Source organism: Lipingzhangella rawalii, from assembly GCF_031628175.1.
Lineage (GTDB): Bacteria > Actinomycetota > Actinomycetes > Streptosporangiales > Streptosporangiaceae > Lipingzhangella_A > Lipingzhangella_A rawalii.
In genome coordinates this window covers 53,990-78,905 of record NZ_JAVLVT010000009.1, presented here as the reverse complement: position 1 = coordinate 78,905, position 24,916 = coordinate 53,990, and the positions used below count along the sequence as shown (strand labels likewise).

Here is a 24,916-nt window from a genome sequence, read left to right as displayed (position 1 = left end):
CAGATCGCGCGTGGCGCCGCCCGCATCGACCTGCCGGTCGCGGCGCCGTCCCGGAACGGCGATCCAGCACTGTTCCTCGCGTGAACCGACCGCGACGTTCGTCGCCGCACCCTTGGCAGACGCCGCCGATGGTCGTCATTCGTTTCTTCACTCGACGTGTATGCGAGGATCATCATGCGTTACGACGTTTCGTCGAACGAGGCCGACACCGATGCCGAGACCAACCGTGCCCTCCAGCGGGCCCTGGACCGCCGCGACAACGGTGGTCCCACCGGCCGCTGAGTAGCGAGGTGCCGGGACGCACGGCCGGGGTCGATAGGCTGGGCTGGTCCGTTGGGCCAGCCGCCCGGCCCCGTGCCGTGGCGCCGTCCCGTGGCATCCGGTCACCGCGGCCGTGGCTGCCGGCGACCCCCACAGGTTCCAGGGTTGAAGTGAGGCGCGTGTAATGACGACTCCCAGTGTGCGATTGGCCGTGATTCCCGGGGACGGGATCGGTCCGGAGGTGGTGTCCGAGGGGCTCAAGGTCCTCTCCGCGGTCGGCCCCCAGCATGGGCTCCAGCTGGAGACCACGACCTACGATCTGGGGGCGCGACGCTGGCACGAGACCGGCCAGACCCTCACCGACGAGACCGAAAAGCAGCTCAGCGAGCATGACGCGATTCTGTTGGGAGCGGTCGGTGACCCGAGCGTGCCTAGTGGCGTACTGGAGCGTGGGCTGCTGCTCCGGCTGCGGTTCGCCTTCGCTCACTACGTGAACCTCCGCCCGGTGCGGCTGTACCCGGGAGTGTCCACGCCCCTCGGCGACACGAGCCCGGAGGATGTGGACATGCTCGTGGTTCGGGAGGGGACCGAAGGACCCTACGCGGGTGCCGGTGGTGTGTTGCGCAAGGGCACCGCACACGAGATCGCCACCCAGGACAGCGTCAATACCCGGTTCGGGGTGGAGCGTGTGGTGCGCTATGCCTTCGAGCGTGCCCAGGAACGCCCCCGGAAGAAGCTCACCCTGGTCCACAAGGACAACGTGTTGACCTATGCAGGTGAGCTGTGGCAGCGGGTGGTACGGGAGATCGGCGCCTCCTACCCGGAGGTGTCCGTGGACTATCTGCATGTCGATGCGGCCACCATGTTCTTCGTGAGTGACCCGCAGCGATTCGACGTCGTGGTCACCGACAACCTGTTCGGTGACATTCTCACCGACCTCGGGGCGGCTATCGCCGGAGGTATTGGGTTGGCGGCGAGCGGTAACGTCAACCCGCCGCGGGAGTTCCCGAGCATGTTCGAGCCGGTGCACGGGTCCGCGCCGGACATCGCGGGTCGCGGGATCGCCGACCCCACAGCCACGATCCTGTCCGTGGCGCTGCTGTTGGAGCATCTCGGAGTCCAGGCCGCGGCCCGCCAGGTCGAGGAGGCGGTCAGCGCCGACCTCCAGGTTCGCGCCAAGGAGAACTCCCAGCGCTCCACCTCGCAGATTGGTGACGACATCGTGGCTCGCGCCACCGAGTCTGGTTGAGTGCTCCCGGACCGGGCGTGGCCCGGTCGTCCGATGCGTGGCCGCGTTCCGTCCGGGTTCCGTCCGGGAGTTCCTGTGTGCTCCGGCACCGCCGGCCCGGTCCGCGGTCCTTCCCCCGGCTGGCGGACATCCCGCAGGAAGCCGGTCCCCCGGCGCTTCAGCGGGCTGCTGGTCCTCGTGCTGTCCCTGTGCACACCAGAGTCGGTCCGATGGTGGCGGCGGCCACGTCATCTCCGTCACACTTGAGTTCGTGGGCCGGCACGTGTCGCCGCCGCCGGCCCCAGCTAACCCGAGAGGATCTACGAATGAACAGCACCACCACAAGGGGGTTGGCGTTCGACATCCGTCCCTCCTCCGCGCGGCGGACCCCGCAGGAGCGAGCGGAGCTGATGGCGAATCCCGGGTTCGGCAAGGTGTTCACCGACCATATGGTGACCATCCGATACTCCGCGGAGGAGGGGTGGCACGACGCTCGCCTGGAGCCGTATGGCCCACTGCACCTGGATCCGGCCACATCCGCGCTGCACTATGCCCAGGAGATATTCGAAGGACTGAAGGCCTACCGCCACGCGGACGGCAGCTTTGTGTGTTTCCGTCCGGAGGTCAACGCGCAACGCTTCAACAGCAGTGCCCGGCGTATGGCAATGCCGGAGCTTCCCGAGGAGCTCTTCCTCGGGGCCATCGAGACCCTGTTGGCCCACGACGGGGACTGGATGCCCACCCAGGAGGGGCACAGCCTGTACCTGCGGCCCCTGATGTTCGCCACGGATGTGAGCCTCGGGGTGAACAGCCCGTCGTCCACCTACCTGTTCGTCCTCATCGCGTCTCCGGCCGCCTCCTACTTCGCCGGCGGAGTGAAGCCGGTGTCGGTGTGGTTGAGTGAGGACTACACTCGCGCGGCCCCGGGAGGGACGGGGCAGGCCAAATTCGCCGGTAACTACGCGGCCAGTTTCCTCGCCCAGGCCCAGGCTGTGGACAAGGGATGTGACCAGGTGGTCTGGCTGGACGCGGTCGAGCATCGCTGGGTCGAGGAGATGGGCGGGATGAACCTGTTCTTCGTCTTCGGTTCCGGAGACGATGCCCGGATCATGACGCCGACGCTGACCGGGACCCTCCTGCCCGGAGTCACCCGCGACTCCCTGCTGCGGCTCGCACCGGAACTTGGCATCCCCGCCGAGGAGGGGCGAATCTCCACCGAGGAGTGGCGCAGCGCGGCGATGAGCGGGGATCTCACCGAAGTGTTCGCGTGCGGCACGGCAGCGGTGATCACGCCCGTGGGTCGGGTCGCCAGCACGGCGGGAGAGTTCACCATCGGAGACGGTCAGCCAGGGTCGGTGACCATGCGGCTGCGTGAGGAGCTGGTCGGGATCCAGTTCGGACACCGCCCGGATCCGCTGGGCTGGATCCGAAAGGTTGGCTCCGCCGGCTGATCCGGCCAGGCTGTCGCTGCGGCGGCGGTCGGTGGCTACGTCCAGGACCACCGGCCGCCGTGCGGGGATGTCGGGACCGGGACCGGGACCGGGACACAGCCACCAGTGCTATGGCATACTTGCGGTGTGCCGTATCAGCTGATCATTATCGGCAGGCGCGCTGGCTAGCCCGGACCACGCCAGCGCGCTGACCTCTCGTGTCCACGAGGGGTCTTTTTTGTTTCCGCTGGCGGGGCCCATCCACATTCGACCTGGAAGGCGATTCCCGATGGCACAGACTCAGCTCGACGACAGTTTTCACGTGTTCGACACCACGCTGCGCGACGGTGCACAGCGTGAGGGCATCAACCTCACCGTCGGCGACAAACTGGCGATCGCACGGCTGTTGGACGAGTTCGGAGTCGGCTTCATCGAGGGGGGCTGGCCCGGAGCCAACCCCAAGGACACGGAGTTCTTCCAGCGGGCCCAGACGGAACTCTCACTGCGACACGCGCAGCTCACCGCCTTCGGTGCGACACGGCGGGCGGGCCTGCGCGCCGACGAGGACCCGCAGGTGACCGCCCTGCGAGACTCCGGAGCTTCGGTTGTGACCCTGGTCGCCAAGAGCGACGAGCGGCATGTGGAGCTCGCCTTGCGGGTGTCCCTGACCGAGAACCTCGCCATGATTGCCGATACCGTGGCCCACCTGCGCTCCATGGGACAGCGGGTTTTCGTGGACTGTGAGCACTTCTTCGACGGCTACCGACACAGTCCGGACTATGCCGTGCAGGTGGTGCGCACGGCGGCCGAGGCCGGTGCGGACGTGGTCGTGCTCTGCGACACCAACGGAGGGATGTTGCCCGACGACGTCGCGCGCATTGTCGCCGAGGTAGGCGCACGCACCGGTGCGCGGCTGGGAATGCACGCCCAGGACGACACCGGGTGTGCCGTGGCCAACAGTCTCGCCGCGATCGACGCCGGAGCCACCCACGTCCAGTGCACCGCCAACGGCTACGGCGAACGCGTCGGCAATGCCAACCTGTTCTCGGTCGTCCCGGCCTTGCAGCTCAAACGTGGCCGGCAGGTGTTGCCGGAGGGGTGCCTGGCGGAGATGAGCCGCGTTTCGCAGGCGATCGCGGAGCTCGTCAATATCGCTCCGGCCACCCATCAGCCCTACGTCGGTATCTCCGCGTTCGCACACAAAGCGGGACTGCACGCCTCGGCGATCAAGGTGGATCCGGACCTGTACCAGCACACCGATCCGGAACTGGTCGGTAACGATATGCGGATGCTGGTCTCGGACATGGCCGGCCGGGCCTCTCTGGAGCTCAAGGCACGTGAGCTGGGTCTGGACCTGGGGTCCGACCGCACGGTTCTGGGCACGGTCGTGGACCGGGTCAAGGAACTGGAGCAGCAGGGCTACAGCTTCGAGGCTGCGGACGCCTCCCTCGAACTGCTGCTGCGCCGGGAGCTCGGGGAGTCGGTGTGCTATTTCGAACCCGAATCCTGGCGGGTGATCGCCGAACGCAACGCAGACGGGACGACACTCAGCGAGGCCACGGTCAAGCTTCGAGTCAAGGGCGAACGCGTCATCGCCACCGGCGAGGGCAACGGGCCGGTACACGCCCTGGACCAGGCACTGCGTTCGGCCCTCGCCGGAGTGTTTCCGCAGCTGGCCCTGGTGGAGCTCGTGGACTACAAGGTTCGGATCCTGGAAGGGTCGTCGGGAACCGACGCCGTGACCCGCGTGTTGATCGACTCCACGGACGGGCGGCGCGAATGGACCACTGTGGGGGTGGGGGAGAATGTCATCGACGCCTCCTGGATCGCGCTGGAACAGGCGATCTCCTATGGGCTGCACCAGCACGGGAGGTAGTCGCTGTTCATCCACACGATGCGCCACGTTCCTTGTGTGCCGGTGTCCGCGGCTGATAAGACCTAAGCTACGTGCCACCCGCCTGATCAGTGCGTCGGGCCGTGACTCGGTGTGGACGAAGCGAGAACGAGGTTGGACATGGTGCCGATGACGTCGACGACACCGCATCCCCGGGAGGTCACCGCATGCGGTGTTCGACGTGTCCCGGGCCCAGTTCTCGCTTCGGTGGAACCAGGGGCGGTATGAGGGCTCGGTGGGGACCACGGCCCCTGGCGACCAGTCTCGGTGTGCTGCTGTTACTGACAGTGGCCTGTGACGATGAGGTCAACGGGGCGGTCGACCAGGATCCGGGGACCCCCGGCCCCGAGGTGCTCGACGATCTGGATGATCCGGTTCAGATCTCCTTCTGGCACAGCATGGACGGCACGGCTGGGAACACCCTTGAGGAGCTGGTTCGGGAGTTCAACGAACGAAACTCCGGCCGCGTGTACGTCCAGGAGTCCTTCCAGGGAAGTGAGGACGACACCCTCGCCAACTACCGTTCCGCGCTCCAGCAGGACGCCACGCCCGAGGTGGTGGCGATCAACGAGTTGGGGACCCGGTTCATGATCGATGTGGCCGAGGCGGTTCCGGTGCAGGAGTTCGTCGACCGGGACGACTATGATCTTGGCGCACTCGAAGGGGCGCTCGTGTCCTACCTCACCGTTGAGGACGAGCTGAGGGCGGTGCCGTTCGCACACTCCACCCCGATGCTCTACCTCAATGTGGATGCCCTTGATGAGGCTGGGCTCGATGTGCGCGATGCCCCGGGCGACCTTCCCGCAGTGGCGGAGACCGCCCAGGAGCTGACCCGTAGTTCGGACGGGCAGGTACAGCAGTACGGGTTCGGTGCGGCCCTGTCCGGCTGGTATCTCGAACAGTTCCTCGCGCGTGCGGAACGGCCGTTCTGTACGCGGAACAACGGGCGTAGCGGCCGGGCGGATGCCGTTTTCGTGGACGATCCCGTGGTGGTCGAGGTCGTGGAGTGGTGGAGCGAGCTCTCGGCCGAGGACACCGCCCCCCAGCTGGGGCGGGATCTGGCGGAAAGCCGGTCGGCGTTCACCACCGAACGTGTGGCCATGACTCTGGAGTCGAGCCGACAGCTGTCCACACTCGTCGACCAGAGTGACTTCGAGGTCGCCGGGGCTCCGTTCCCGCTGCCGCGCGCCTCGGAGGCGAGCGGAACCACTGTCGACGGGTCCGCCCTGTGGATCAGTGACCAGGGCCACAGCCCGCGGGAACGTCGAGCGGCGTGGGAGTTCCTGCGCTTCCTCCTGGAACCGGAAACCCAAGAGATCTGGCATGCCCAGACGGGGTATCTCGCAGCGACCCCACAGGCCTATGACCTGCCTCGGGCGCGGGACCGCGCCGAGGAGTTCCCGCAGTTCACGGCCGCGGCGGACCAGCTGGCCGCCGCCGAGGACACGGACACGGCAACGGGATGCATAACGGGGGCCATGTTCGAGACCCGGGCGGCCATGGAGGACGGCTGGGAACGCGCGATCGCCGGCGAGGCGGAACCGGCGGAGGCGATGGCCGACGCGGGAGAATCCGCTCAGGAAGCTGTCGACGAATACAACACTCTTGTGGAGGAGTAGGCCCAGCGGGAAGCACCCCCGATTCCGCCCGTGGGTGGCCCCCGCCAGCTCCCGGTCCACGTGTTCCGCCGCATTGTGCCCCGTCCGTCCGGGGATGGATCAGGGGTGCACCCACCCGTTGGGTTCACAGCCCTGGAGCCCCAGGGTTTGCTGCTGCATCACCGGGGCGGGCTCCCCCTGTTCGGGGCAGTCCACGTGTCCGTGGCCCAGGGCGTGCCCCACTTCGTGATTCACCACATAGATCCGGTACTCCTCCAGATCGTCGTCGAAGTGGTCCACCCCACTGACCCACCGGTTCTGGTTGATCACGGCCCGACCGCCCTGGTGGCACGACAGCTCCCCGTTGGTGCGCAGCGGGGCGCACAGCTCGTCGGTGGTTTCGGGGGAGGCCAGGGTCACCCGGAAATCCACCGGCTCCTCATCAACCCGCTTCAGCGACAGGTCCCCGCCGCCGATCCAACTTCGCTCATCCCCCAGAATCTCCTGAACCGCCCGGGCGAAGTCTCCGGCCGCACCCGGAAGCCCGTCCTCGACCTCGACGAGGTAGCGCTGCTGCGGACCGGATCCGACCGGGTCGCTCTCGCCCGGCACGGGCGAGAGGTCCCCACTGGCGTTGTTGACTTCCGTGGTGACGGAGGTCAACAAGGGATTGTCCGGGCTCGACGTGGACCGTTGCATCCGGTCCGACGTCGGCCGCTGGGTTTGGGTGGCATTCTCCCCGTCCGGAGTTGCCTGCTGCGTGGTGCCCGACCAGTCGGGCACCAGCGGGGTCGCGGTCGTCACCGTGAGAGCACCCAGTCCGGCGGCCACGACGACGAGTCCGAGTGGGACAGCGAGGATGCCGGCCCGCCGCCGTCGCGGGTGCGGGACCGGTGGCCCCGCCGGCTCGCCGTGCTGCCGCGGGCGTCGGATCCGCTGTCGGCGGTGGCTACCCCTGTGCCGTGACATGTTGGACGACGTCGAAGCTCCACAGTTCCGAACCGGAGGCCGCGGGGCGCTGGCCCCCGGAGTGACCACTGGCGAAGGACTGGCTGGCGTACCAGGCCTGGAAGGACTCCTCATCGCGCCAGCGGGTGTAGACCAGGTAGCGGTCTGTGCCCTCGACCGGCCGGAGCAGCTGGAACTCCTCGAAGCCGTCCGCCCCCTCGACCAGGCCGGCCCGCTGGGCGAAGCGCTCCTCGAGGTCCGTGCCGGACCCTTCGGGGACCGTAAGCACGTTGAGTTTCACAACACTGGCCACTGGGATTCCTCCTCGTGTCTGGGATTGTCGGATCGGAGCCGCGACGCTGACCGGGACCACCGAGTGGCGACCGGCAACGGGTGGGAGCCCCTCGGCCAGTCCCACCTTCGGGGATGGGCTTCGGCCAGTCTGCTACATCGGCTGCTGGGCGGCTACCAGGAACACAGCCGTCGACTAGCCTCGACGGGCGGGATGTGATCACGCGATCGGCGCGGGGCCGGTCGCCCAGCGTACTCAAGAGGCGAAGCGCATGCGGATTGCTAGGTTCTCGGTAGACGACGAGGTGTCCTTCGGGCTGATCGACACCGACGAGGACGGCCAGCTGTTCATGGCCCGGATCAGTGGCCATCCGTTGTTGGGCGATATCCAGCTCAGTGGGGAACGTGCCCCGGTGGCGGACGTGCGGCTGCTGTCGCCCGTGCTACCCAGCAAGGTGGTGTGCATCGGCAAGAACTACGCCGAGCACGTGGAGGAGATGAAGGACATCACCGGTCCCGCCACCGAGGACCCTGTGGTGTTCCTCAAACCGTCCACGGCGGTTGTTGGTCCGGACGACCCGATCTTTTACCCCCGGATCTCCGAACGGGTGGACTTTGAGGCGGAGCTGGCCGTTGTGATCGGACGGGTCTGTCGGGAGGTGCCCCGTGAGCGGGCCAAGGACGTGATCTTCGGATACACGGTCGGTAACGATGTCACCGCACGCGACCTCCAGCGGTCGGATGCCCAGTGGACCCGGGCCAAGGGCTTCGACTCGTTCTGTCCCCTGGGTCCCTGGATTGAAACGGGGCTCTCACTGGAGGAGGCCGGCGACCTCCGGGTGACGAGCAGTGTGGACGGCGAGTCGCGCCAGGATGGGCGCACGGCTCAGTTCATGCGGGACATCCCGGATCTGATCGCCTACGTGACCCAGTTCATGACACTCCTGCCCGGGGACGTTCTGCTGACGGGAACGCCCGCCGGGGTCGGCCCCCTGGAGGTCGGACAGCGAGTCACGTGCGCTGTGGAACGGATCGGGGAGCTCACCAACCCGGTTCTGGAGCGGGACTGAGACCAGCGCTCTCGATTCGCGAGCACTGCATGTGTCCGCTACAGTAGTGTCCCGTTGGGAGCGAGCGGGCCCCGCAGCCCGGCTCGGTTCCACGGCATTGGGGTATGGTGTAATCGGCAGCACGACTGATTCTGGTTCAGTTAGTCTAGGTTCGAGTCCTGGTACCCCAGCTGGACTTTACGGTCCGTCTGGCCCCCGTCGTCTAGTGGCCTAGGACGCCGCCCTCTCAAGGCGGTAACGGCGGTTCGAATCCGCTCGGGGGTACGTCCCGCATCCATGTCGATGCGGGTTTGGCCTGTGGGCCCACGCCCCTGTCGTCTAGTGGCCTAGGACGCCGCCCTCTCAAGGCGGTAACGGCGGTTCGAATCCGCTCAGGGGTACGCAGTCTCGTCACGCCACACGATCGTGTGGCGTTTTTTGTGGAACCGGCGCCCAGGTGGGTGTCGTCCCAGCGACCGGACCCGTGTTCCTGGTCGCGAAATGGATGATCACTATGTCAGTACTGCCCGGTTCCATCCTGCTCCATGGTCTGCGTAAGCCGGCGCTGGCCGCGGCCACGGCCGTGGCCGCCACCGGTCTGCTCGCGGGCTGCGAGTTCCACAGGTACTCGTGTAGCGACGGACAGTGTGAGCTCACCAGTAACAGTTACTACGAGGAGGATCTCGACAACGGTGACGTGTTCGAGCTGGTGGAGATCGTTCCAGACGAGTCGGTGACCGTGCGGGTGGAACGCACCGAGGAGGCCCGGCTCTCTCCGGGGGAGTCCGCGGACGTGGGCGGGCACACGGTAACCCTGACGGACCTCTCCGGCGACACCGCCGAACTCCACATCGACGCGCGCCTGGATACGTACGACCCCGACCGCGGCCCCGACCCGTTCGACTGACCCCCTGCCGGCTCGGCGACGACCGTGGACGACGTGGGGGATCCGCGCCCCCGGCGTGGGGATGCGTCGCTAGGCTGGGACGCGGATCGTTCTTCGTGGAGAGGCTGTGGCAATGCGACGTTGGATGGTTCTGCCGATATCCGGTGCGCTGCTGACCAGTGTGGCCTGCACCGATGCTGGCGGTCCGCCATCCGCTGACGACCCGGAGGGCGCCGACCACGAGGACCGGGAAGAACAGGTACAGCGTTCGGCCGGTGAGCCAGAGGTTCTGACCACCGACCTGGAGACCCCCTGGGGCCTCGACTTCCTCCCGGACGGGACCGCGGTCGTCACCGAGCGGGATTCCGCCCAGCTGCTGCGGGTGGACCCCGACGGCACCGTTCGGGAACTCGCCACGATCGAGGAGGCCGAACCCGGAGGCGAAGGTGGACTACTCGGGGTCGCGGTCTCTCCGGACTTCGTCACTGACTCGCTGCTGTACCTCTACCACACCACCCCCGAGGACAACCGGATCGTGCGGATGACCTACGAGGAGGAGGCCCCCGGCGACGACGGGCCGGATATGGGGGAACCAGAGGTCGTGCTGTCCGGGATTCCCCAGGCTGCGAACCACAACGGCGGGCGGATCGCTTTCGGTCCGGACGAGATGCTCTACGTGGGGACGGGGGACGCTGCCGAACCCGAGCTCGCCCAGGACACCGACTCTCTGGCGGGGAAGGTACTTCGGATGACGGCTGAGGGGGAACCGGCCCCGGACAACCCCTTCGACAACCATGTCTACAGCTACGGGCACCGCAATGTGCAGGGCCTGGCCTGGGACGACGAAGAGTTGTATGCCGTGGAGTTCGGGCCGGACGTCGATGACGAGGTCAACCGGATCGAGGCGGGCCAGAATTACGGCTGGCCCGAGGTAACCGGGGTCGCCGAGCAGGAGGACTATGTTGACCCCGTCCTGGTGTGGGAGGACGTGGCCGAGGCGTCTCCGAGCGGAGGCACTGTCGTGGGCGGGTCGATCTGGGTTGCCGCCCTGCGCGGGGAACGGTTGTGGCAGCTGCCGTTGACGGACGGGGCCGCGGATGCGGGGGAACTGTCGGCCGAGGACCACTTTGTGGGGGACTACGGCCGGCTGCGATCCGTTCAGCCCACCCCAGAACAGGACGCCCTGTGGGTGATGACCAGCAACCGGGATGGCCGCGGTGATCCGGAGACGGACGACGACCGGATTCTGCGCATCCCCCTGGAGTGAACGAGGGGCCGCAGCGCAGCAGACCCGACCCAGGGCGGGATGCGGGTGGCCACGGTAACCGCGCCCGGAGTGGGTGACTGGAATTGCCCTGCCCGGGTTGTCATCCTGGAGAGATGCGGGTCATCGTCGTAGGCGGGGGAATCGTTGGGGCCAGCGCGGCCTTCCACCTGGCTCGGCGCGGCGTCGACGTCACCCTGGTGGATGCGACCCGGCCGGGACAGGCCACTGCGGCCGGAGCCGGTGTGGTGTTCCCATGGCCGTTTCCCTGGGACGCACCTCCGGCACGTGCCTTCGCGTTGCGTGCCGCCGCGCACCTGCCCGGCCTGGTCGCCGAACTGACCGATGACGGGGTGGATCCCGGCTACTCCGTGGTGGGCGGGATCTCGGTGAGTACCGACACCGCCGCGTTGGATCGGGACTACGGGCTGATGACCGAGCTGTCCCGCCGTCGCGGGTACGAGCGGCTTGGGGCGGTGCGGCGGCTGGAACCGGGTGAACCCGCCGCCCGGTTTCCGCTGTTGCCCGACAGCTATGCCGGGGTTGAGGTCGCCGGCACGGCCCGGGTGGACGGGCGGATGGCGCGGGCCGCGTTGGTCAGCATGGCCAAGGACTACGGCTTGACCCTCGTTTCCGGGTTTGCCGAACTCACCGGAACGGCGGGCGACAACGCCCGGGTGCGTGGGGTGCGGGTCGCTGGGGACGAACTTGAGGCGGACGTGGTCGTGGTCGCGGCGGGTGTGTGGACGGCCCCCCTGCTGGAGCCGTTCGGCGTTGCGGTGCCCGTGCGGTCCGTTCGCGGACAGATCGTGCACACGGCCCTACCGGGCTACTACACCCGGGACTGGCCGGTGCTGCGGTTTCCGGCCGAGGAGTGCCACATCGTTGCCTTCCCCCCGGACCGCCTGGTACTCGGCAGTACTTGGGAGCCCGGATCGGATCTCGAACATCGGGTGACGGTGCGGGGACTACACGAGGGGCTCAGCGCGGGCATCCGGATGCTGCCGGGCCTCGCGGACGCCACGGTCGTGGAGACCCGGGTTGGTTTCCGTCCGTCCAGTGCGGACGGACTCCAGATTTTGGGGCCTCTGGCGGAGTTGCCGGGAGTCGTCGTGGCAACGGGGCTGGGATCGATGGGCTTGACCCTGGGGCCCTACCAGGGGGTGGTAGCCGCGACCCTGGCGCTGGGGGAGGAGCCGGACGTGAATGTGTCGGCGTTTCGCCCGGACCGACCTGTAGCGGACTAGGCGGCGCCTCCGGCAGGATCGGCGTGGAAGCCAGGCCGGGACGTGAGGAGAGAGCAGTGACGGACCGTACCCACAGCAGCACTGCAACCGAGATCGTCAGTATCGACCCGCGGACCGGCGCGACCGTGGGCACGGTGGCGCGGACGACTACGGAAGAGCAGCTCGACCAGCGCTGTCGAGCGGCGGCCGAGGCCGCTGGGACCCTGGCCAGGAGTGGGCGGTTCTGGCGAGCCGAGCTGTTGCGGACGATGGCCGCCGGCCTGGAGGAGCGCCGAGCCGACATCGTGGCTGTTGCCGATCGGGAGACGGCGCTCGGGGAGGGCCGGCTGAACAGCGAATTGACGCGGACCTGCTACCAGTTCCAGCTGTTCGCCGAGGCCCTGGAGGAAGGCTCGTTCCTGGAGGCCGCCATCGACCACGCGGCCGAGACCCCCATGGGGCCACGGCCGGATGTGCGCCGCCTCCTGGTGCCGCGCGGGCCGGTGGCGGTCTTCGGGGCCAGCAACTTTCCGTTGGCCTTCTCGGTGCCGGGCGGGGACACAGTCTCCGCCCTCGCGGCGGGCTGCCCCGTCGTGGTCAAGGCCCACCCGTCCCATCCGGAGACCGCGGAGCTGTGCGGCGCGGTCCTGGGCGCAGCAGCGGAACGCAGCGGCGCGCCGGTGGGCACGCTGGCCCTCGTCCACGGGCAGGATGCGGGCGCCCAACTGGTTCAGCATCCCGAGATTCGCGCGGTGGGTTTCACCGGTTCCCTGGGTGGGGGGCGGGCGCTGTTCGACCTGGCCGCGGGCCGACCAGATCCGATCCCGTTCTACGGAGAACTCGGCAGCCTCAACCCGCTCGTTGTGACGCCCGAGGCGGCAGCCCGGCGGGGTACGGAGATCGCCGCGGGCATCATTGGTTCCGTCACCCAGGGGGCGGGACAGTTCTGCACCAAGCCGGGGCTGGTGTTCCTCCCGGGCGGCCCCGACGGCAGCGCCATGTTGGACGCCATGGCCGACCAGGTCAGCGACCGGGAACCCGCCATCCTGTTGAACGATGGGGTGCGGCAGGGCTACCTCCGCACGTCCTCGGCTCTCGCCGGCGAGGACGGGGTGCGGCTGGTCGCCGAGGGTGCCCCGCCGCAGGCGCAGGGATGGAGCGTACCGGTGCGGCTGCTCGCCACGGAGACGGCCCGGCTCGGTCCGGGGGTGCTGGAGGAGTGCTTCGGCCCGGCAACACTGGTGGTCACCTACAGTGAGCCGCAGGATCTGCTCGACGCCCTGCGGGAGGTCCCCGGATCTCTGGCCACCAGCCTGTTCGCCGAGCCCACCGAAGGTGAGCTTGCCACGGCCGTGTCCGGGCTGGCGCAGGAGCAGGCGGGGCGGATCGTCTTCGATGGCTACCCGACCGGAGTCGCGGTCACCTGGGCGATGCAGCACGGGGGCCCTTGGCCCGCCACCACGGACGCGGGACACACCTCCGTTGGCGTCACCGCGATCCGACGGTTCATGCGCCCGATGACCTGGCAGAACGCGCCGGAGCACCTACTTCCCGAGGAACTGCGAGACGCGCCCTCCCAGCCGGTGCCGCGTCGGGTCGACGGTGAGTTGACCCTGGGCTAGCCCCGGTGGTTGCGGTGTCGGGGTGTTGGGGCTGTTTCCGGTGGGTGCTCGTGGCATATGGGGTGGCCCTCAGTGCACGGGGGCTGGACACTGGGGCCATAACGGCCCGATGGGGAAGCACGGCCACATCGGGATGACCGCCGCAGGTGGCGGGTGCGGCCCAGCGGCCCGCGTCCTCGAGGGCGTCTCCCGCGTCGTGCGGGGCCTGCGCTCGGTCCGATGCTGGACCGGACCGAGCGGCGTTCGGGGCGGGTGTGCCGGACCCGAGCCTGTGCTACATGCCGCTGGTGTGCTCGGGGCGCACATAGACCACGAGCCGCTGCTCGCCGGGCGCTCCCCAGGGGTATACGTCGAGGTCGAGATACTTTTTCGCCATCGCGTTGATGAACGCCTTATCGGGGTCCTCGTCGACGCGTTCGACGCGGCCCCGGACTTCCACGTAGTGGTAGGCGTTGTCCGGATCGATCATGGACAGCGATACGCGGGCATCGCGCTGGAGGTTGCGGTACTTCTGCCGGGTCGTGGTCTGGCTGAACTTGAGGAACTCTCCGTCCCAGTCGATCCACACGGGACTGGAGTGCGGTTCCCCCCGGGGGCCGATCGTGGCGACATGGGCGAAGGTTCGCTTGGCCAGAATCGCGGCCTGGTCCGTAGAGACGACGGACATGATCCTCCTCGTGCCGGAATGCGCAATGGCGAAACCGTAAACTATGGGCGCGGCTCCCGTCACTGGGCCACGCCGGTGCGTTACGTGGCTCGGGTCGGGCCTGAGCTGTGCGGGCCGAGTCTTGCCGAGTCTTTTGAAGGAGTGTGCACGGCACGGGATGACCCCAATCCTCGTGGGCCTGGGCCTGTCCGCCGCGGCCGGGCTGAACGCCTATATTCCGCTGCTCCTGCTCGGCCTCGTCGCCCGCTACGGTGAGCTGCTCCCACTTCCCGAGTCATGGCAGTGGCTGGAGAGCCCGGTGATGTTGGGTGTCCTGGGAGTGCTGTTGTTGCTGGAGCTGGTGGCGGACAAGGTCCCCGGGGTCGATACCGTCAACGATCTGGTGCAGACGGTGGTTCGCCCCACCTCCGGCGGTATCACCTTCGGCGCCGGGGCATCCGCGGCCACGGTGGACGGAACACCGGAGAGTGGAAGCCTCGGGCCAGTCGTGGCGGGGGTTCTGGTCGCGCTCGCGCTGCACGGTGTGAAGTCGCTGGCACGGCCCGCCCTGAACACGCTGACCCTGGGAACCGCAGGGGTAGTGGTGAGCACTGTGGAGGATGCCGCCAGCCTCACCCTCACCCTGGTGGCGCTCCTGATCCCGATCCTCATCGTGGTGGCGGTGCCCGTCCTCGTCCTGCTCGCGGTGTGGGCGGTGCGTCGGGGCCGGACCGGGCGGCGTCGGAGCCGGCGCGGCCGCGGGGGCGGGGCCGGCGAGTCCCCGAACACCGCTGCCTGACGAAGCCGCAGCGCGTTGGGTGCGGCCTGTCGCGTGCGCGGGGGCTACGCGTCGGCGACCAGGGCGCGGGCCGCGGCCCAGGCCCCGGCCCGGCTGTCGCCCAGGGTCCACACCACGCGTGGATACTGGGTCTCGGCGGGGCGGGGCCAGCCGGTGACCACGAGGACCGGCTGGCCCGGCTGGGTAGCGTCGCCAGTATCCGGGCTCGATTCCGACTCCGCCGACTCCGCCGAATCCGCCGAATCCGCCAGCTTTGCCAGCTCCGCATGGACGTGGGGTTGTTCCGCGTCATCGGTGAGGACCACGACAGGGAGTGTCTCGTCGTCCTGGTGGGAGGTGGGGGCGGCGTGGCTGGCCCTTGTGCTCACGTGCAGCCGTATTCCCAGGTCCCTGAGGGCAGTGGCGAGCCAGGGCGGGGGGCGTTCGATGACCGTGCTGGTGCGCCGCAGGTCGACCAGGTGGGCGTGGTTGGCGCCGGCCAGCTGACCGACCGGCCCGCGAACGCCCAGCGCCCGTTGGGCCACTCTCGCACCCAGCCGGACTCTCGCGGGAGGGTCCACCGCCTCCGCAGCGGGCCCGTTCCCGGAGCTGGCCGTTGACGCGGGGGAAGCAGTCGCGTCGGCCGCGGTGGTGCTCCGGATGTGCTCGCTTCGGGCGGCCAGGGCGGTGATTCGGGCACTCGCCTCGGCCAGCCGCGTCAGGGGAACGTCCCCACGCGCCACCGCGTCCCGCAGCGCCGCCATCGCGGTGCCGAAGACCAGGGCGTCCGTGCCGGTGGGCTCCAGGTTGGGATTGCCCAGGCACAGCAGGTCCGCACCGGCACGCAGCGCGGCCACGGCCGCCTCGGCGATCCGTCGGGCAGCGGTGCTCCCCGCGGGGGCGAGGTAGCTCAGGGCGCGCATGTCCAGTGCGTCGGTGACGGTAGGGCCGTCGAAACCCAGTTGCCCGCGCAGCAGATTGTAGGCGCGGGGATTGACGCTGGCCGGGGCCTCGCCGAGCGCGGGGATGCGGATATGTCCGGGCATGACCAGGCGGGCCCCGGCGGCCACACCTGCCGCGAACGGCACCAGCTCACGTTCGGCCAGCTCGGGCACGGAACGGTCGATGACCGGAAGCCCGCGATGAGAGTCGGTGTGTGTATCCCCGTGCCCCGGGTAGTGCTTGAGGGTGGCGGCGACGCCGGTGCTCTGGAGTCCCTGGACGAAGGCGACGCCGTGCCGCTGCACCGTGTCTGGATCGGCTCCGAACGCACGTACCCCGATCACTGGATTGTGCGGGTTGACGTTGACGTCGACCGGTGGGGCCAGGTTGATGTCCACCCCCGCGGATCGCAGATCGGCGCCGATCGAGCGGGCGACCTCGTGGGTGGTTGCGGGATCGTCGATGGTGCCGAGCGCGGCGTTTCCGGGGTAGGGCGAGCCAGTGCCCGCGTCCATACGGGTCACCGGTCCGCCCTCTTCATCGGAGGCGATGAGCAGGCGCGGCTGGTGGGCATGCAGCCGGGTAGAGAGGGGTTCGGCGCCCGTGGCGAGGTTCGGGGTGAAGTACGCGACCCCGCCGAGGCCCTCGTCCAGGGCGCGTAGGAGCCAGTCGGGAAGGGTGTCGGCGGTTCCGCTGAATCCCGGCATCAGGACGGTGTGCAGCATGCGCACCACGCTCGGGTCGCGGTCTGGGCGGCGCCCGTGACTGGGGGAGGTGTGCTGGGTGCGGGTCATTCGGTCACCCCTTTACCGATCCGGCGACGAGCCCGCTGGCGATGCGGCGCTGGATCATCAAGAAGAAGACGACGGCGGGCAGGGTGATCAGCGTGGAGGCGGCCATGACGCTGCCCCAGTCGGTGGTGTACTGCCCGAAGAACTGGCGTAGCCCCACGGCCGCGGTGTAGTTCTCGCTGTGCGTCATGAACGTGAAGGCCAGAATGAACTCGTTCCAGGCGAGGATGAAGGCGAAGACACTGACGGCCACGAGCCCCGGAGCGGTCAGGGGCAGCAGGATCGAGACGAACATGCGCCCCCAGGAGGCGCCGTCGATGTAGGCAGCCTCTTCGATCTCCGTGGGGATCGCGGCGACGAATCCGCGCAGCATCCACACGGCGAACGGCACCGACAGGGCGATGTAGACGATGGACAGGCCGAGCAGGCTGTTGAGCATCCCCAAGTTGCTCATCTGGAGGAACAGGGAGATGACCAGGGCCTCCAGCGGGACCATTTGGATCACCAGGATCATTACCAGCACGGTGGTGCGCATCGAGAACCGGAAGCGGGCCACGGCCACCGCGGCGAGCAGCGCCAGGATGCCGCTGCCCACGACCGTCACCAGCGCCACCAGTAGCGAGTTGCGCATGTAGCGCAGGAAGCCGGCTTCCGTCAGCACGAACTCGAAGTGGCGCAGGCTCAGGGCGTCCGGGAACAACGCATCGGTTCCGGTCGAGACCCGCTCCGCCAGCGCGCTGCTCACCATGAAGTACACGGGAAACAGCGTGAACACCAGCACGCACACCACGGCCAGGCCCTTGCCCAGCAGGCGCAGTGTGCGGCGGCGCCGCCAGTAGTTGTCCGTATGCACGCCACTCACAGCTTCTCCTCCGCAAACAGGGTCCGCAGGTAGACCAGGGTGATGAGAAGCAGCAGCACGGTGAGGACGACGGCGATCGCGGCGCCGTAACCGTACTGGTTCTGTGCGAAGGACTCGACGTAGGACCAGACTCCGAAGTTCAGCACGTCCCGGTTGGATCCCGAGCCGCCCGGCATCAGGTAGACCTGCGCGAACACCTTGAAGTCCCAGATCGTGGACATGATGGTGACCACCGCGAATACGGGTCGAAGGGTTGGGACGGTGACGTCCCAGAACCGCTGCCAGGCGTTGGCGCCGTCGATCATCGCCGCTTCGTGTAGCTCGCGCGGGATGGTAGTGAGACCGGCGAACACTGTGATCGCGACGAACGGGAACCCGTTGTGCACGATATTGAGCGTCACGATCGCGTAGAAGGGCAGCCGTTCCCGGAACCAGTTGTAGCCGTCGGCGGCGAGGTAGTCGCTGGTGGCCGCGGAGTCGCGGAGCCACTGCGGCCCCCAGGCCTCGATCCCGGTACGCAGGCCGTCCAGGAGCTGGCGCACGATGCCCTGGTCGACGTCGAACACCCAGATCCACACGTAGGTGCCCGTGACCGCGGGCATCGCCCAGGCTACGAGGATCGCCGTGATGATGACGGTGCGCCACAACCAGCCGCAGGCGTTGAGGAGCAGTGCGACCAACGTTCCGACCACGACGGTCCCCACGACGGCTACGGCGGCGAACACCGCGGTGTTCGGCAGGGCCGTGGTCCACAGGAAGCTGTCGCTGAGCAGCTCGGTGTAGTTGTCCAGGCCGATGTAGTCGGTTTCTCCGGAGCGGATGTTGCCGAGGTCGTAGTCCTGGAAGGACAGCCACACCACCCGGCCGAGGGGATACCACAGCAGCAGCGCAATGATGATGAGTCCGGGGGCCAAGAGCAGCCACGGACGCGCGGGGCTGTGGAGGGACCCACGACGGCGGGCCGGGCGGTGCCCGACCCGCCGTCGCTGAACCGAGGCCGAAGGCACGCCTAGTCGTCCTGGTTCAGGAACTCGTCAAGTTCCTCGGCCGCGGTCGAGGTCGCCTCCGCGACAGTGGCGTCCTCGGAGAGGATGTCCTGCATCATCCGGGGGAACACCTCGTCGCCTTCCACATCACCCCAGGCCGGAGTTACCGGGTAGACGGCGCCCGCCTGACTCATCTGCTGGGCGAACGGGGCCACCAGGTCGTCGTCGGACTCCTCGAACTGGGTGAGCTGTTCCCGGTTGGGCGGAAAGTAGCCGGACTCCTCCGACCAGCGCACCGAGTACTCCTCCTCGGTGAGGAGCTCGATGAACTCCCAGGACAGATCCTGGTCCGCCCCCTCGAACACCCCCAGGTGCGAGCCGCCGACGAAGGAGGGGCTGGGTTCACCGTCGGGGCCGGGAATCATGAACGCGCCGATCCGGCCCTCCAGGTCCGGATTGTCCTCGAGAATCGCCGGGATGGTCCAGCCACCCTGCACCGTCATGGCGACGTTCTCGTCGTTGAAGTTGTCCAGGATGTCGGTTTCCATCCAGGTGGTGGCCCCGGTGGTGGAGACGTCGTCCTCCAGGGCGAGGTCGGCGAGGTACTGCAACCCCTCCTGGGACTCGGCACTGTCGATGTGGATGTCCCAGCTGCCGTCGGGGTTCTCGGTGGCGAAGTCACCACCGGCTCCCCAAATGAAGGCACTGATGCTGTGTGTGGCGTGCCCGGGCACGGGGAAGGCGGTCTCCTCCCAGGCCTCGGACTCGTCGATGGCTATGGCGGCCGCGCGGAGTTCGTCCCAGTCCTGGGGCTCGTCCAGGTCCAGGTCCTCGAAGATATCCGTGCGGTAGATGATCGAGCGGACCGCGGCGTGCCAGGGCACACCGTAGATCCCGTCCTCGACCTCGGCGGCCTCGATCAGTTCCGGAACATAGTCGTCCGGGTCGTCGATGCGGTCGGTCAGATCGGCCATCGCCCCGGTTTCGGCGAATTCGGGGGTCCAGGTGGTGCCAACCTCGGCGACGTCCGGAAGCTCGTCCCCGGCCATGCCGGTGACGAACCGGTCGTGAGCATCGGCCCAGGGGACGAATTCAACGTTGACCTCGGCTCCGGTCTGCTCCTCGAAGTCCGCGGCGACGTCGTCGAAAAAGTCGGAGGCGTCGGGGTTGGTGCCCTCCATGATCCAGACGTCGAGTGCGTCGGCGTCGTCGGTCGCACCGTTGCACGCGGTCAGGACCAGCGCGCCGGCGGCTGTGAGCGCCGCGACGGAGACAGTGAGTGATCGGGGTGATCGGCGCATGATGCTCTCCCTCGTGTGGGGGCTCCCATGGCTCATTCGTATAGGAGGGACCGGGGTGGTCGTCAATAGTCTTCGCAGTATTGAGTTCTATTGGAGATAACTTTCAGACATACCGGTCTATATGGAGTTGCCGTGGCGGCCGGGTGCCGGTGTGTCCCGGAGTGACCGCCCCCAGCACCCGGGGGCCGACCGCCCCCGTGGTGCTCGGCTCAGTCGCCGCCCAGCCCTGCACCGAGAGGAAACCCAGCACCGCGAAGGCGTAGGCTTCCTTCAGATCCGGGTCGAATCCCAGCTCCGCGGTATCGCGGACCTCGAGGCCGGTTCGGGTCCGCAGCGCCGCCATCAGGCTCCGGTTATGCGTTCCCCCACCGGACACTCGAAGCTCGGTCACGCCGTACGGACGCAGCGCCGCAGCGATCGTGCGTGCGGTGAGTTCGGTCAGGGTCGCCAGGACATCGGCGGGTTCGGGGCGTTGCCCCGCCAGCGCTCGCCGCAGGTAGTCGCCGTGGAACAGCTCCTTGCCCGTCGTCTTTGGTGCCGCACGCCGGTAGTACGGCTCGGCCAGCAGCCGCTCCAGCAACTGAGGTAGGACCGTCCCCGACCGCGCCCAGACTCCGTTCTCATCCCGATCCAGAGCACCGGAGCTGAAGTGGTGTGCCGCGGCGTCGAGCAGTGCGTTCCCCGGACCCGTATCGAAAGCGACAGCGTCTCCGTTCCCGTCCAGCACGGTGACATTGGCGATTCCCCCAATATTGACCAGCGCCACCCGCCCGGGAAGCCCGCGTAGCAGCATGGCATCCACCAGTCCCACCAGGGGCGCACCCTGACCGTTCGCAGCGACGTCCCGGGAACGCAGGTCCGCCACGACGGGTAGCCCCGTACGTTCGGCGATCCAGGCGGGTTGGCCCAGCTGGAGCGTCCCCCGAGTCTCGCCGTCCTGCACCCAGTGAAAGACCGTCTGCCCGTGGGAGGACACCAGCGTCGCCCTGCCGTCCGCGATCCGGGTATTCGCCGTCACGGCCGCGGCGGCGAATTCCTGCCCGATCCGGGTGTCCAGCTCACACACTGTCCCCAGATCGACGAGCGCGGGCGGCAACGCCGCCCGCAGAGCCGTTCCCAGCTCGGGGGAGTAGGGGTGTGTCAGCCCACCGAGCGGGCGCAGCACCAGGGCACCGTCCCGGACATCGAGATCGGCTACAGCCGCGTCCACCCCGTCCAGCGAGGTGCCCGCCATCAGCCCGATCGTGCGCATACAGCCTCCTTGTCACTCCGGGATCCGGATCTGGCACGCGCCACACCCGCCCCGCGCATGGTCAGATGATCATCCGGGAACACTAGAGTGTCGCCCGGCAGAGGTGTGGACGTCCCGGCACCCAACCGGGACAAGTGGGGCAGGGATCGTGGCGCAGCAATGTGTGTGGGTGGGGGGCTACACCCCGGACTCGGAGCCCGCCGGGACGGCACAGGGCATCTACCGGGTGTGGCTCGACGACAGTTCCGGGCGGCTCACCCCTGGTGGTGTGGCCGCATCCACCTGCGGCCCCTCCTTCCTCGCCGTGCATCCCTCGCGAACGCGTCTGTACGCCGTCAACGAGCACACCCGCGGGGGTGTGGCGGCCTTCGCGATCACAGCGAGCGCGGAGCTGTCTCCGCTCGGGCGGGTGGCCACGGGAGGCGCGGCCCCGTGCCACATCCACGTGCTGCCCGGCGGGCGGGAACTCGCGGTCTCCCACTACGGGGATGGAACCGTTGCCGTGGTGCCCCTCACTCCCCACCACGACGTAGCACCCCCCGCCGCGCCGGTGGACCATGGGGCTCACGTCGGCTTGGGGCCGGACCCCGAGCGTCAGGACGGCCCGCACGCGCACTGCGCCCGCCTCGCCCCAGACGGTCGCCACCTGCTCGTCACCGACCTCGGTACCGACGAGCTGCGCTGCTACGTGCCCGACCCGGTGCTGCGCACCCTGGAGTACACGGGGTCCGTGCGCCTCCCGCCGGGAACGGGGCCGCGTCACCTTGCCGCCGGACGGGACGGGCGCATGTATGTGGTGGGCGAGCTGGACGCGCAACTACACGTGCTGCGCTGGCGGAGCGCACGCCACCGGGACGTCGGGGCCACGGTCACCCGCGCCGAGGGAGCCGAAGCCGGGATCCTCGCTCCGGCGCGAACGAGCCTCCACGGAGTGGTGCACGAGGACACGCTGCCCGCCGTACGAGGCGACCAGCCGCGTAGCTATCCCGGCGAGGTTGCCGTATCCCCGTGCGGGCGGCACCTGTACGTCAGTAACCGGGGGGCCGACTGTGTGTCCACCTTCGCACTGGACGGCCCGACCCCCCGACACCTCGCCGACGTGGCCACAGGGGGCGCCTGGCCGCGGCATTTCGCCCTGGTCGGGCCACACGGGCAGTACCTGGTCGTGGCGAACCAGTTCAGCGACCAGCTCACCGTGCTACGCCGGGACCCGGACACTGGGATTCCCGTCGACACCGGGCATCGTCTGGATGTGCCGAGCCCCGCCGTGGTGCTGCCATGAGGACACCCGCCGGCCCCGCACAGGCCGGGGTGCACTGCGGAGTTCCACAATTCTTCGCCGTCCGACCTTGTGGAGCAGAACCCAGCTGACCTGGAATCTTGCGGGACACAATGGACAAGGCTCCCGAAGGGGCCTGCTGGGAGTATCCAGTCATTGTGATCCGTCACGTACAGGAAGGCAGCATGTCCTCGACCTCGTCCCCCGACGCGTCCTCCGGCCCACCCAACGCTGGAGCGGCCCAACGCTACCGTGGAATCACGGCCCGCGACATCGCCTTGATCGCGGTGTTCGCAGCCATCATCGCGGTGCTCAGCATGCCGTTCGCGATCCCCGTCGGCCCGGTACCCATCACCCTGCAAACGCTCGGTGTCATGCTCGCCCCCAGTGTGTTGGGCGCCAAGCGAGGAACCCTCGCGGTGCTGGTCTTCCTCGCTCTCGCCATGGCGGGGCTCCCCCTGCTGGCCGGTGGCCGGGGTGGACTCGCACCGTTCCTCGGCGTCACGGCCGGCTACCTCTACGGCTTCGTCCTCGGAGCGCTCGTCATCGGGCTCATCGTGGACCGCATGGTCAAGTATCGAATGACCTGGGGCATCCTGGCCAACCTTCTCGGTGGCATCCTCGTGGTCTACCTCGTCGGAGTGCCCTGGATGGCAGTCGTGACCGGGGACGCCCTCCTGTCCGCAGTCGTGTCGGCGGGCGCCTTCCTCCCCGGTGATCTCGCCAAGGCCGTGGCCGCCGCCGCGATCGCAGCGGGCGTGCACCGTGCCTATCCCGTACCGCCAGCCGGGCGCCCCGTCCCGGAGGTGAACCGGCAGTGATCGAGCTGCGCAAGGTGAGCCACAGCTACGGCGACCGTGCTGTGCTGCGGTCGGTGTCGCTGCGGCTCACCGAACGTCGTATCGGCGTGATCGGGGCCAACGGCTCCGGGAAGTCCACCCTGGCCCGACTGATCAACGGGCTCGTCCAACCGGACACCGGACAGGTGCGGGTTGCGGGGCTGGACCCGGTCCGCGAGCCCCGAGAAGTGCGGCGGCGCGTGGGCTTCGTCTTTCCCGACGCCGACGCACAGATCATCATGCCCACGGTGGCAGAGGACGTTGCTGCCGGGCTGCCGGATCGGACCTCGGACACGGCCCAGCGGCGGGTCACGGAGGTTCTCAACCGGTACGGCCTCGGCGACCACGCCGACCATCCGGCCCACCTACTGTCCGGTGGTCAGAAGCAGCTGCTCGCGCTGGCCTCGGTACTGGTCACCGAGCCGGACATCCTGGTCTGTGACGAGCCCACCACCCTGCTGGATCTGCGCAATGTCACCCTGCTTCGCCGCACTCTCGACGAACTCGACCAGCGCGTCATCCTGTTGACCCACCACCTGGAGACCCTCCGGGACTTCGACCGGGTTCTGGTCATGGATGAGGGGCGCGTCGTTTTCGACGGAGCACCCGAGGCCGCCACGAGCTACTACCGCGAGCTTATGGCGACCCCATGGTGAGGCGCGCGGCCGCCGTGTCGCGGATGTTCCCCCGAGTGTCCCCGGTGGCCGGGATCGGCACCTACGTCCCTGGGGCGACCCTCGTGCATCGAGCCCCCGCCGGACTCAAACTCGCCCTCCTGATCATCGTGGTTACCGGGGTGGTTGCCAGCCAGCAACTGTGGGCGGCCCTCACCGCCGTGCTCGTTGCGGGGGCGCTGTACCTCGTGGCGGGCGTGGGACCACGACACATAGCACCGGTCCTGGTGCCACTAACACCATTCCTGGTGCTGATCGGGATCTTTCACACCCTCAGCGCCGATGTGCACAGCGCGGTACGAGTTTGCGCCCAGCTAACGGCGATGGTGCTGCTGGGCGGGCTGGTGACCTGCACCACCCGAGTGTCGGCGATGCTCGCCCTGTTCGAGTGGCTGCTGGGGCCGCTGCGCCACCTCGGCCTGCGTCCTGAGCGGGTAGCACTGGTGCTGGCGTTGACGGTCCGCAGTATCCCGCTGGCCGCGACCGTGTGGCGGACCTCGCGCGAGGCCTACCTCGCGCGCGGCCTACGAGGCCGCCCCCATCGAATGGTCGTCCCGGTGCTGGTGCGTCTGATCCGTTCCGCGGAGTCGACTGGTGAGGCCCTGGCCGCGCGCGGCTTGGACTAGCTCGTGGGGACGGGCCTGCCGGTGGTTCGAGTTCCCGGGCGGGGGTCGTTCCGCGGATCCCCGGGGCGTTGATTTGGTGCGCGTCCGGTGAGCGATGCTGTCTGCGGCCGGTATCTGCCGTGCGGGGAGCGAGGGTCACTCGGGGTGGGGTGCCTCGGGCTCGGGGCGTGGTGGCGGTGGTTGGTTGATTACCCCCGCCGTGTCGGCCGCCGGCGGCGTCGCGCCCTGGGGGCGCTCCCCCGC

22 protein-coding genes and 3 tRNA genes are annotated in these 24,916 nt (G+C 68.5%); 17 read left to right on the top strand and 8 right to left on the bottom strand.

Going from position 1 to position 24,916, the window contains the following annotated elements:
- Window positions 1-445: 445 nt before the first annotated feature.
- From RIF23_RS17045 to RIF23_RS17030, 4 genes are all read left to right on the top strand, one after another.
- On the top strand, window positions 446-1,510 hold the full coding sequence (locus RIF23_RS17045) for a 3-isopropylmalate dehydrogenase (RefSeq protein WP_310913561.1): 1,065 nt from the start codon (window positions 446-448) through the stop codon (window positions 1,508-1,510).
- 305 nt (window positions 1,511-1,815) lie between these two features.
- Entirely contained in the window at window positions 1,816-2,940 is a 1,125-nt protein-coding gene (locus tag RIF23_RS17040; protein ID WP_310913560.1) for a branched-chain amino acid aminotransferase, read from the top strand.
- Window positions 2,941-3,208: 268 nt separating this feature from the next.
- Window positions 3,209-4,795 carry a citramalate synthase gene (gene cimA, locus RIF23_RS17035; protein WP_310913559.1) on the top strand — a complete coding sequence of 529 codons (1,587 nt, stop codon included), beginning with the start codon at window positions 3,209-3,211 and terminating at the stop codon, window positions 4,793-4,795.
- 242 nt (window positions 4,796-5,037) lie between these two features.
- Window positions 5,038-6,432, top strand: a complete 1,395-nt coding sequence (locus RIF23_RS17030; RefSeq protein WP_310913558.1) for an extracellular solute-binding protein — start codon at window positions 5,038-5,040, stop codon at window positions 6,430-6,432.
- Between the two features lie 99 nt (window positions 6,433-6,531).
- Here the strand turns inward: RIF23_RS17030 and RIF23_RS17025 are convergent, their stop codons facing one another.
- Window positions 6,532-7,215, bottom strand: a complete 684-nt coding sequence (locus RIF23_RS17025; RefSeq protein ID WP_310913557.1) for a DUF3152 domain-containing protein — start codon at window positions 7,213-7,215, stop codon at window positions 6,532-6,534.
- Between the two features lie 145 nt (window positions 7,216-7,360).
- Window positions 7,361-7,672, bottom strand: coding sequence for an antibiotic biosynthesis monooxygenase family protein (locus RIF23_RS17020; protein WP_310913556.1), 312 nt, complete (start codon window positions 7,670-7,672; stop codon window positions 7,361-7,363).
- A 250-nt stretch (window positions 7,673-7,922) separates the two neighbouring features.
- On the opposite strand from RIF23_RS17020, the gene RIF23_RS17015 reads away from it, so the two are divergent.
- From RIF23_RS17015 to RIF23_RS16980, 8 genes are all read left to right on the top strand, one after another.
- A complete protein-coding gene (locus RIF23_RS17015; RefSeq protein ID WP_310913555.1) occupies window positions 7,923-8,720 on the top strand; it encodes a fumarylacetoacetate hydrolase family protein in 798 nt (265 codons plus the stop codon).
- Window positions 8,721-8,818: 98 nt separating this feature from the next.
- Window positions 8,819-8,890 (top strand) — tRNA-Gln (locus RIF23_RS17010).
- A 21-nt stretch (window positions 8,891-8,911) separates the two neighbouring features.
- Window positions 8,912-8,984 (top strand) — tRNA-Glu (locus RIF23_RS17005).
- Window positions 8,985-9,027: 43 nt separating this feature from the next.
- A tRNA-Glu gene (locus RIF23_RS17000) sits at window positions 9,028-9,100 on the top strand.
- 113 nt (window positions 9,101-9,213) lie between these two features.
- Window positions 9,214-9,606 carry a hypothetical protein gene (locus RIF23_RS16995; RefSeq protein ID WP_310913554.1) on the top strand — a complete coding sequence of 131 codons (393 nt, stop codon included), beginning with the start codon at window positions 9,214-9,216 and terminating at the stop codon, window positions 9,604-9,606.
- 112 nt (window positions 9,607-9,718) lie between these two features.
- Window positions 9,719-10,852 (top strand): PQQ-dependent sugar dehydrogenase, encoded by a 1,134-nt coding sequence (locus RIF23_RS16990; protein WP_407659499.1) that lies wholly within the window; start codon window positions 9,719-9,721, stop codon window positions 10,850-10,852.
- Window positions 10,853-10,965: 113 nt separating this feature from the next.
- Window positions 10,966-12,096 (top strand): NAD(P)/FAD-dependent oxidoreductase, encoded by a 1,131-nt coding sequence (locus RIF23_RS16985; RefSeq protein WP_310913552.1) that lies wholly within the window; start codon window positions 10,966-10,968, stop codon window positions 12,094-12,096.
- Window positions 12,097-12,152: 56 nt separating this feature from the next.
- Window positions 12,153-13,697 carry an aldehyde dehydrogenase (NADP(+)) gene (locus RIF23_RS16980; protein ID WP_310913551.1) on the top strand — a complete coding sequence of 515 codons (1,545 nt, stop codon included), beginning with the start codon at window positions 12,153-12,155 and terminating at the stop codon, window positions 13,695-13,697.
- A gap of 274 nt (window positions 13,698-13,971) precedes the next feature.
- On the opposite strand, the gene RIF23_RS16975 is transcribed toward RIF23_RS16980, so the two are convergent.
- Complete coding sequence (locus RIF23_RS16975) at window positions 13,972-14,364, bottom strand: PPOX class F420-dependent oxidoreductase (protein WP_310913550.1); 393 nt, start codon at window positions 14,362-14,364, stop codon at window positions 13,972-13,974.
- Window positions 14,365-14,521: 157 nt separating this feature from the next.
- Here RIF23_RS16975 and RIF23_RS16970 point away from each other — a divergent pair, with 157 nt between their 5' ends.
- Window positions 14,522-15,142 (top strand): DUF4126 domain-containing protein, encoded by a 621-nt coding sequence (locus RIF23_RS16970; RefSeq protein ID WP_310913549.1) that lies wholly within the window; start codon window positions 14,522-14,524, stop codon window positions 15,140-15,142.
- A 44-nt stretch (window positions 15,143-15,186) separates the two neighbouring features.
- Here the strand turns inward: RIF23_RS16970 and RIF23_RS16965 are convergent, their stop codons facing one another.
- The 5 genes from RIF23_RS16965 to RIF23_RS16945 all read right to left on the bottom strand — a co-directional run bounded on the left by RIF23_RS16965 (window position 15,187) and on the right by RIF23_RS16945 (window position 21,255).
- Entirely contained in the window at window positions 15,187-16,857 is a 1,671-nt protein-coding gene (locus RIF23_RS16965; protein WP_310913548.1) for a glycoside hydrolase family 3 protein, read from the bottom strand.
- A 4-nt stretch (window positions 16,858-16,861) separates the two neighbouring features.
- Entirely contained in the window at window positions 16,862-17,707 is an 846-nt protein-coding gene (locus RIF23_RS16960; RefSeq protein ID WP_310913645.1) for a carbohydrate ABC transporter permease, read from the bottom strand.
- 5 nt (window positions 17,708-17,712) lie between these two features.
- Entirely contained in the window at window positions 17,713-18,723 is a 1,011-nt protein-coding gene (locus RIF23_RS16955; protein WP_407659495.1) for a carbohydrate ABC transporter permease, read from the bottom strand.
- A gap of 2 nt (window positions 18,724-18,725) precedes the next feature.
- On the bottom strand, window positions 18,726-20,003 hold the full coding sequence (locus RIF23_RS16950; protein ID WP_310913547.1) for a sugar ABC transporter substrate-binding protein: 1,278 nt from the start codon (window positions 20,001-20,003) through the stop codon (window positions 18,726-18,728).
- Between the two features lie 103 nt (window positions 20,004-20,106).
- Window positions 20,107-21,255, bottom strand: coding sequence for an anhydro-N-acetylmuramic acid kinase (locus tag RIF23_RS16945; RefSeq protein ID WP_310913546.1), 1,149 nt, complete (start codon window positions 21,253-21,255; stop codon window positions 20,107-20,109).
- A 148-nt stretch (window positions 21,256-21,403) separates the two neighbouring features.
- Between RIF23_RS16945 and RIF23_RS16940 the strand changes: the two genes are divergently transcribed.
- The 4 genes from RIF23_RS16940 to RIF23_RS16925 all read left to right on the top strand — a co-directional run bounded on the left by RIF23_RS16940 (window position 21,404) and on the right by RIF23_RS16925 (window position 24,673).
- The gene (locus RIF23_RS16940) at window positions 21,404-22,537 is read left to right on the top strand and encodes a lactonase family protein (RefSeq protein ID WP_310913545.1); all 1,134 of its coding nucleotides are present in this window, start codon (window positions 21,404-21,406) and stop codon (window positions 22,535-22,537) included.
- A gap of 182 nt (window positions 22,538-22,719) precedes the next feature.
- On the top strand, window positions 22,720-23,355 hold the full coding sequence (locus RIF23_RS16935; protein WP_310913544.1) for a biotin transporter BioY: 636 nt from the start codon (window positions 22,720-22,722) through the stop codon (window positions 23,353-23,355).
- Complete coding sequence (locus RIF23_RS16930; protein ID WP_310913543.1) at window positions 23,352-24,029, top strand: energy-coupling factor ABC transporter ATP-binding protein; 678 nt, start codon at window positions 23,352-23,354, stop codon at window positions 24,027-24,029. Before RIF23_RS16935 ends, RIF23_RS16930 begins: the two co-directional genes overlap by 4 nt.
- Window positions 24,023-24,673, top strand: coding sequence for an energy-coupling factor transporter transmembrane component T family protein (locus RIF23_RS16925; RefSeq protein WP_310913542.1), 651 nt, complete (start codon window positions 24,023-24,025; stop codon window positions 24,671-24,673). The genes RIF23_RS16930 and RIF23_RS16925 overlap by 7 nt, the downstream gene beginning before the upstream one ends.
- Window positions 24,674-24,916: the final 243 nt, after the last annotated feature.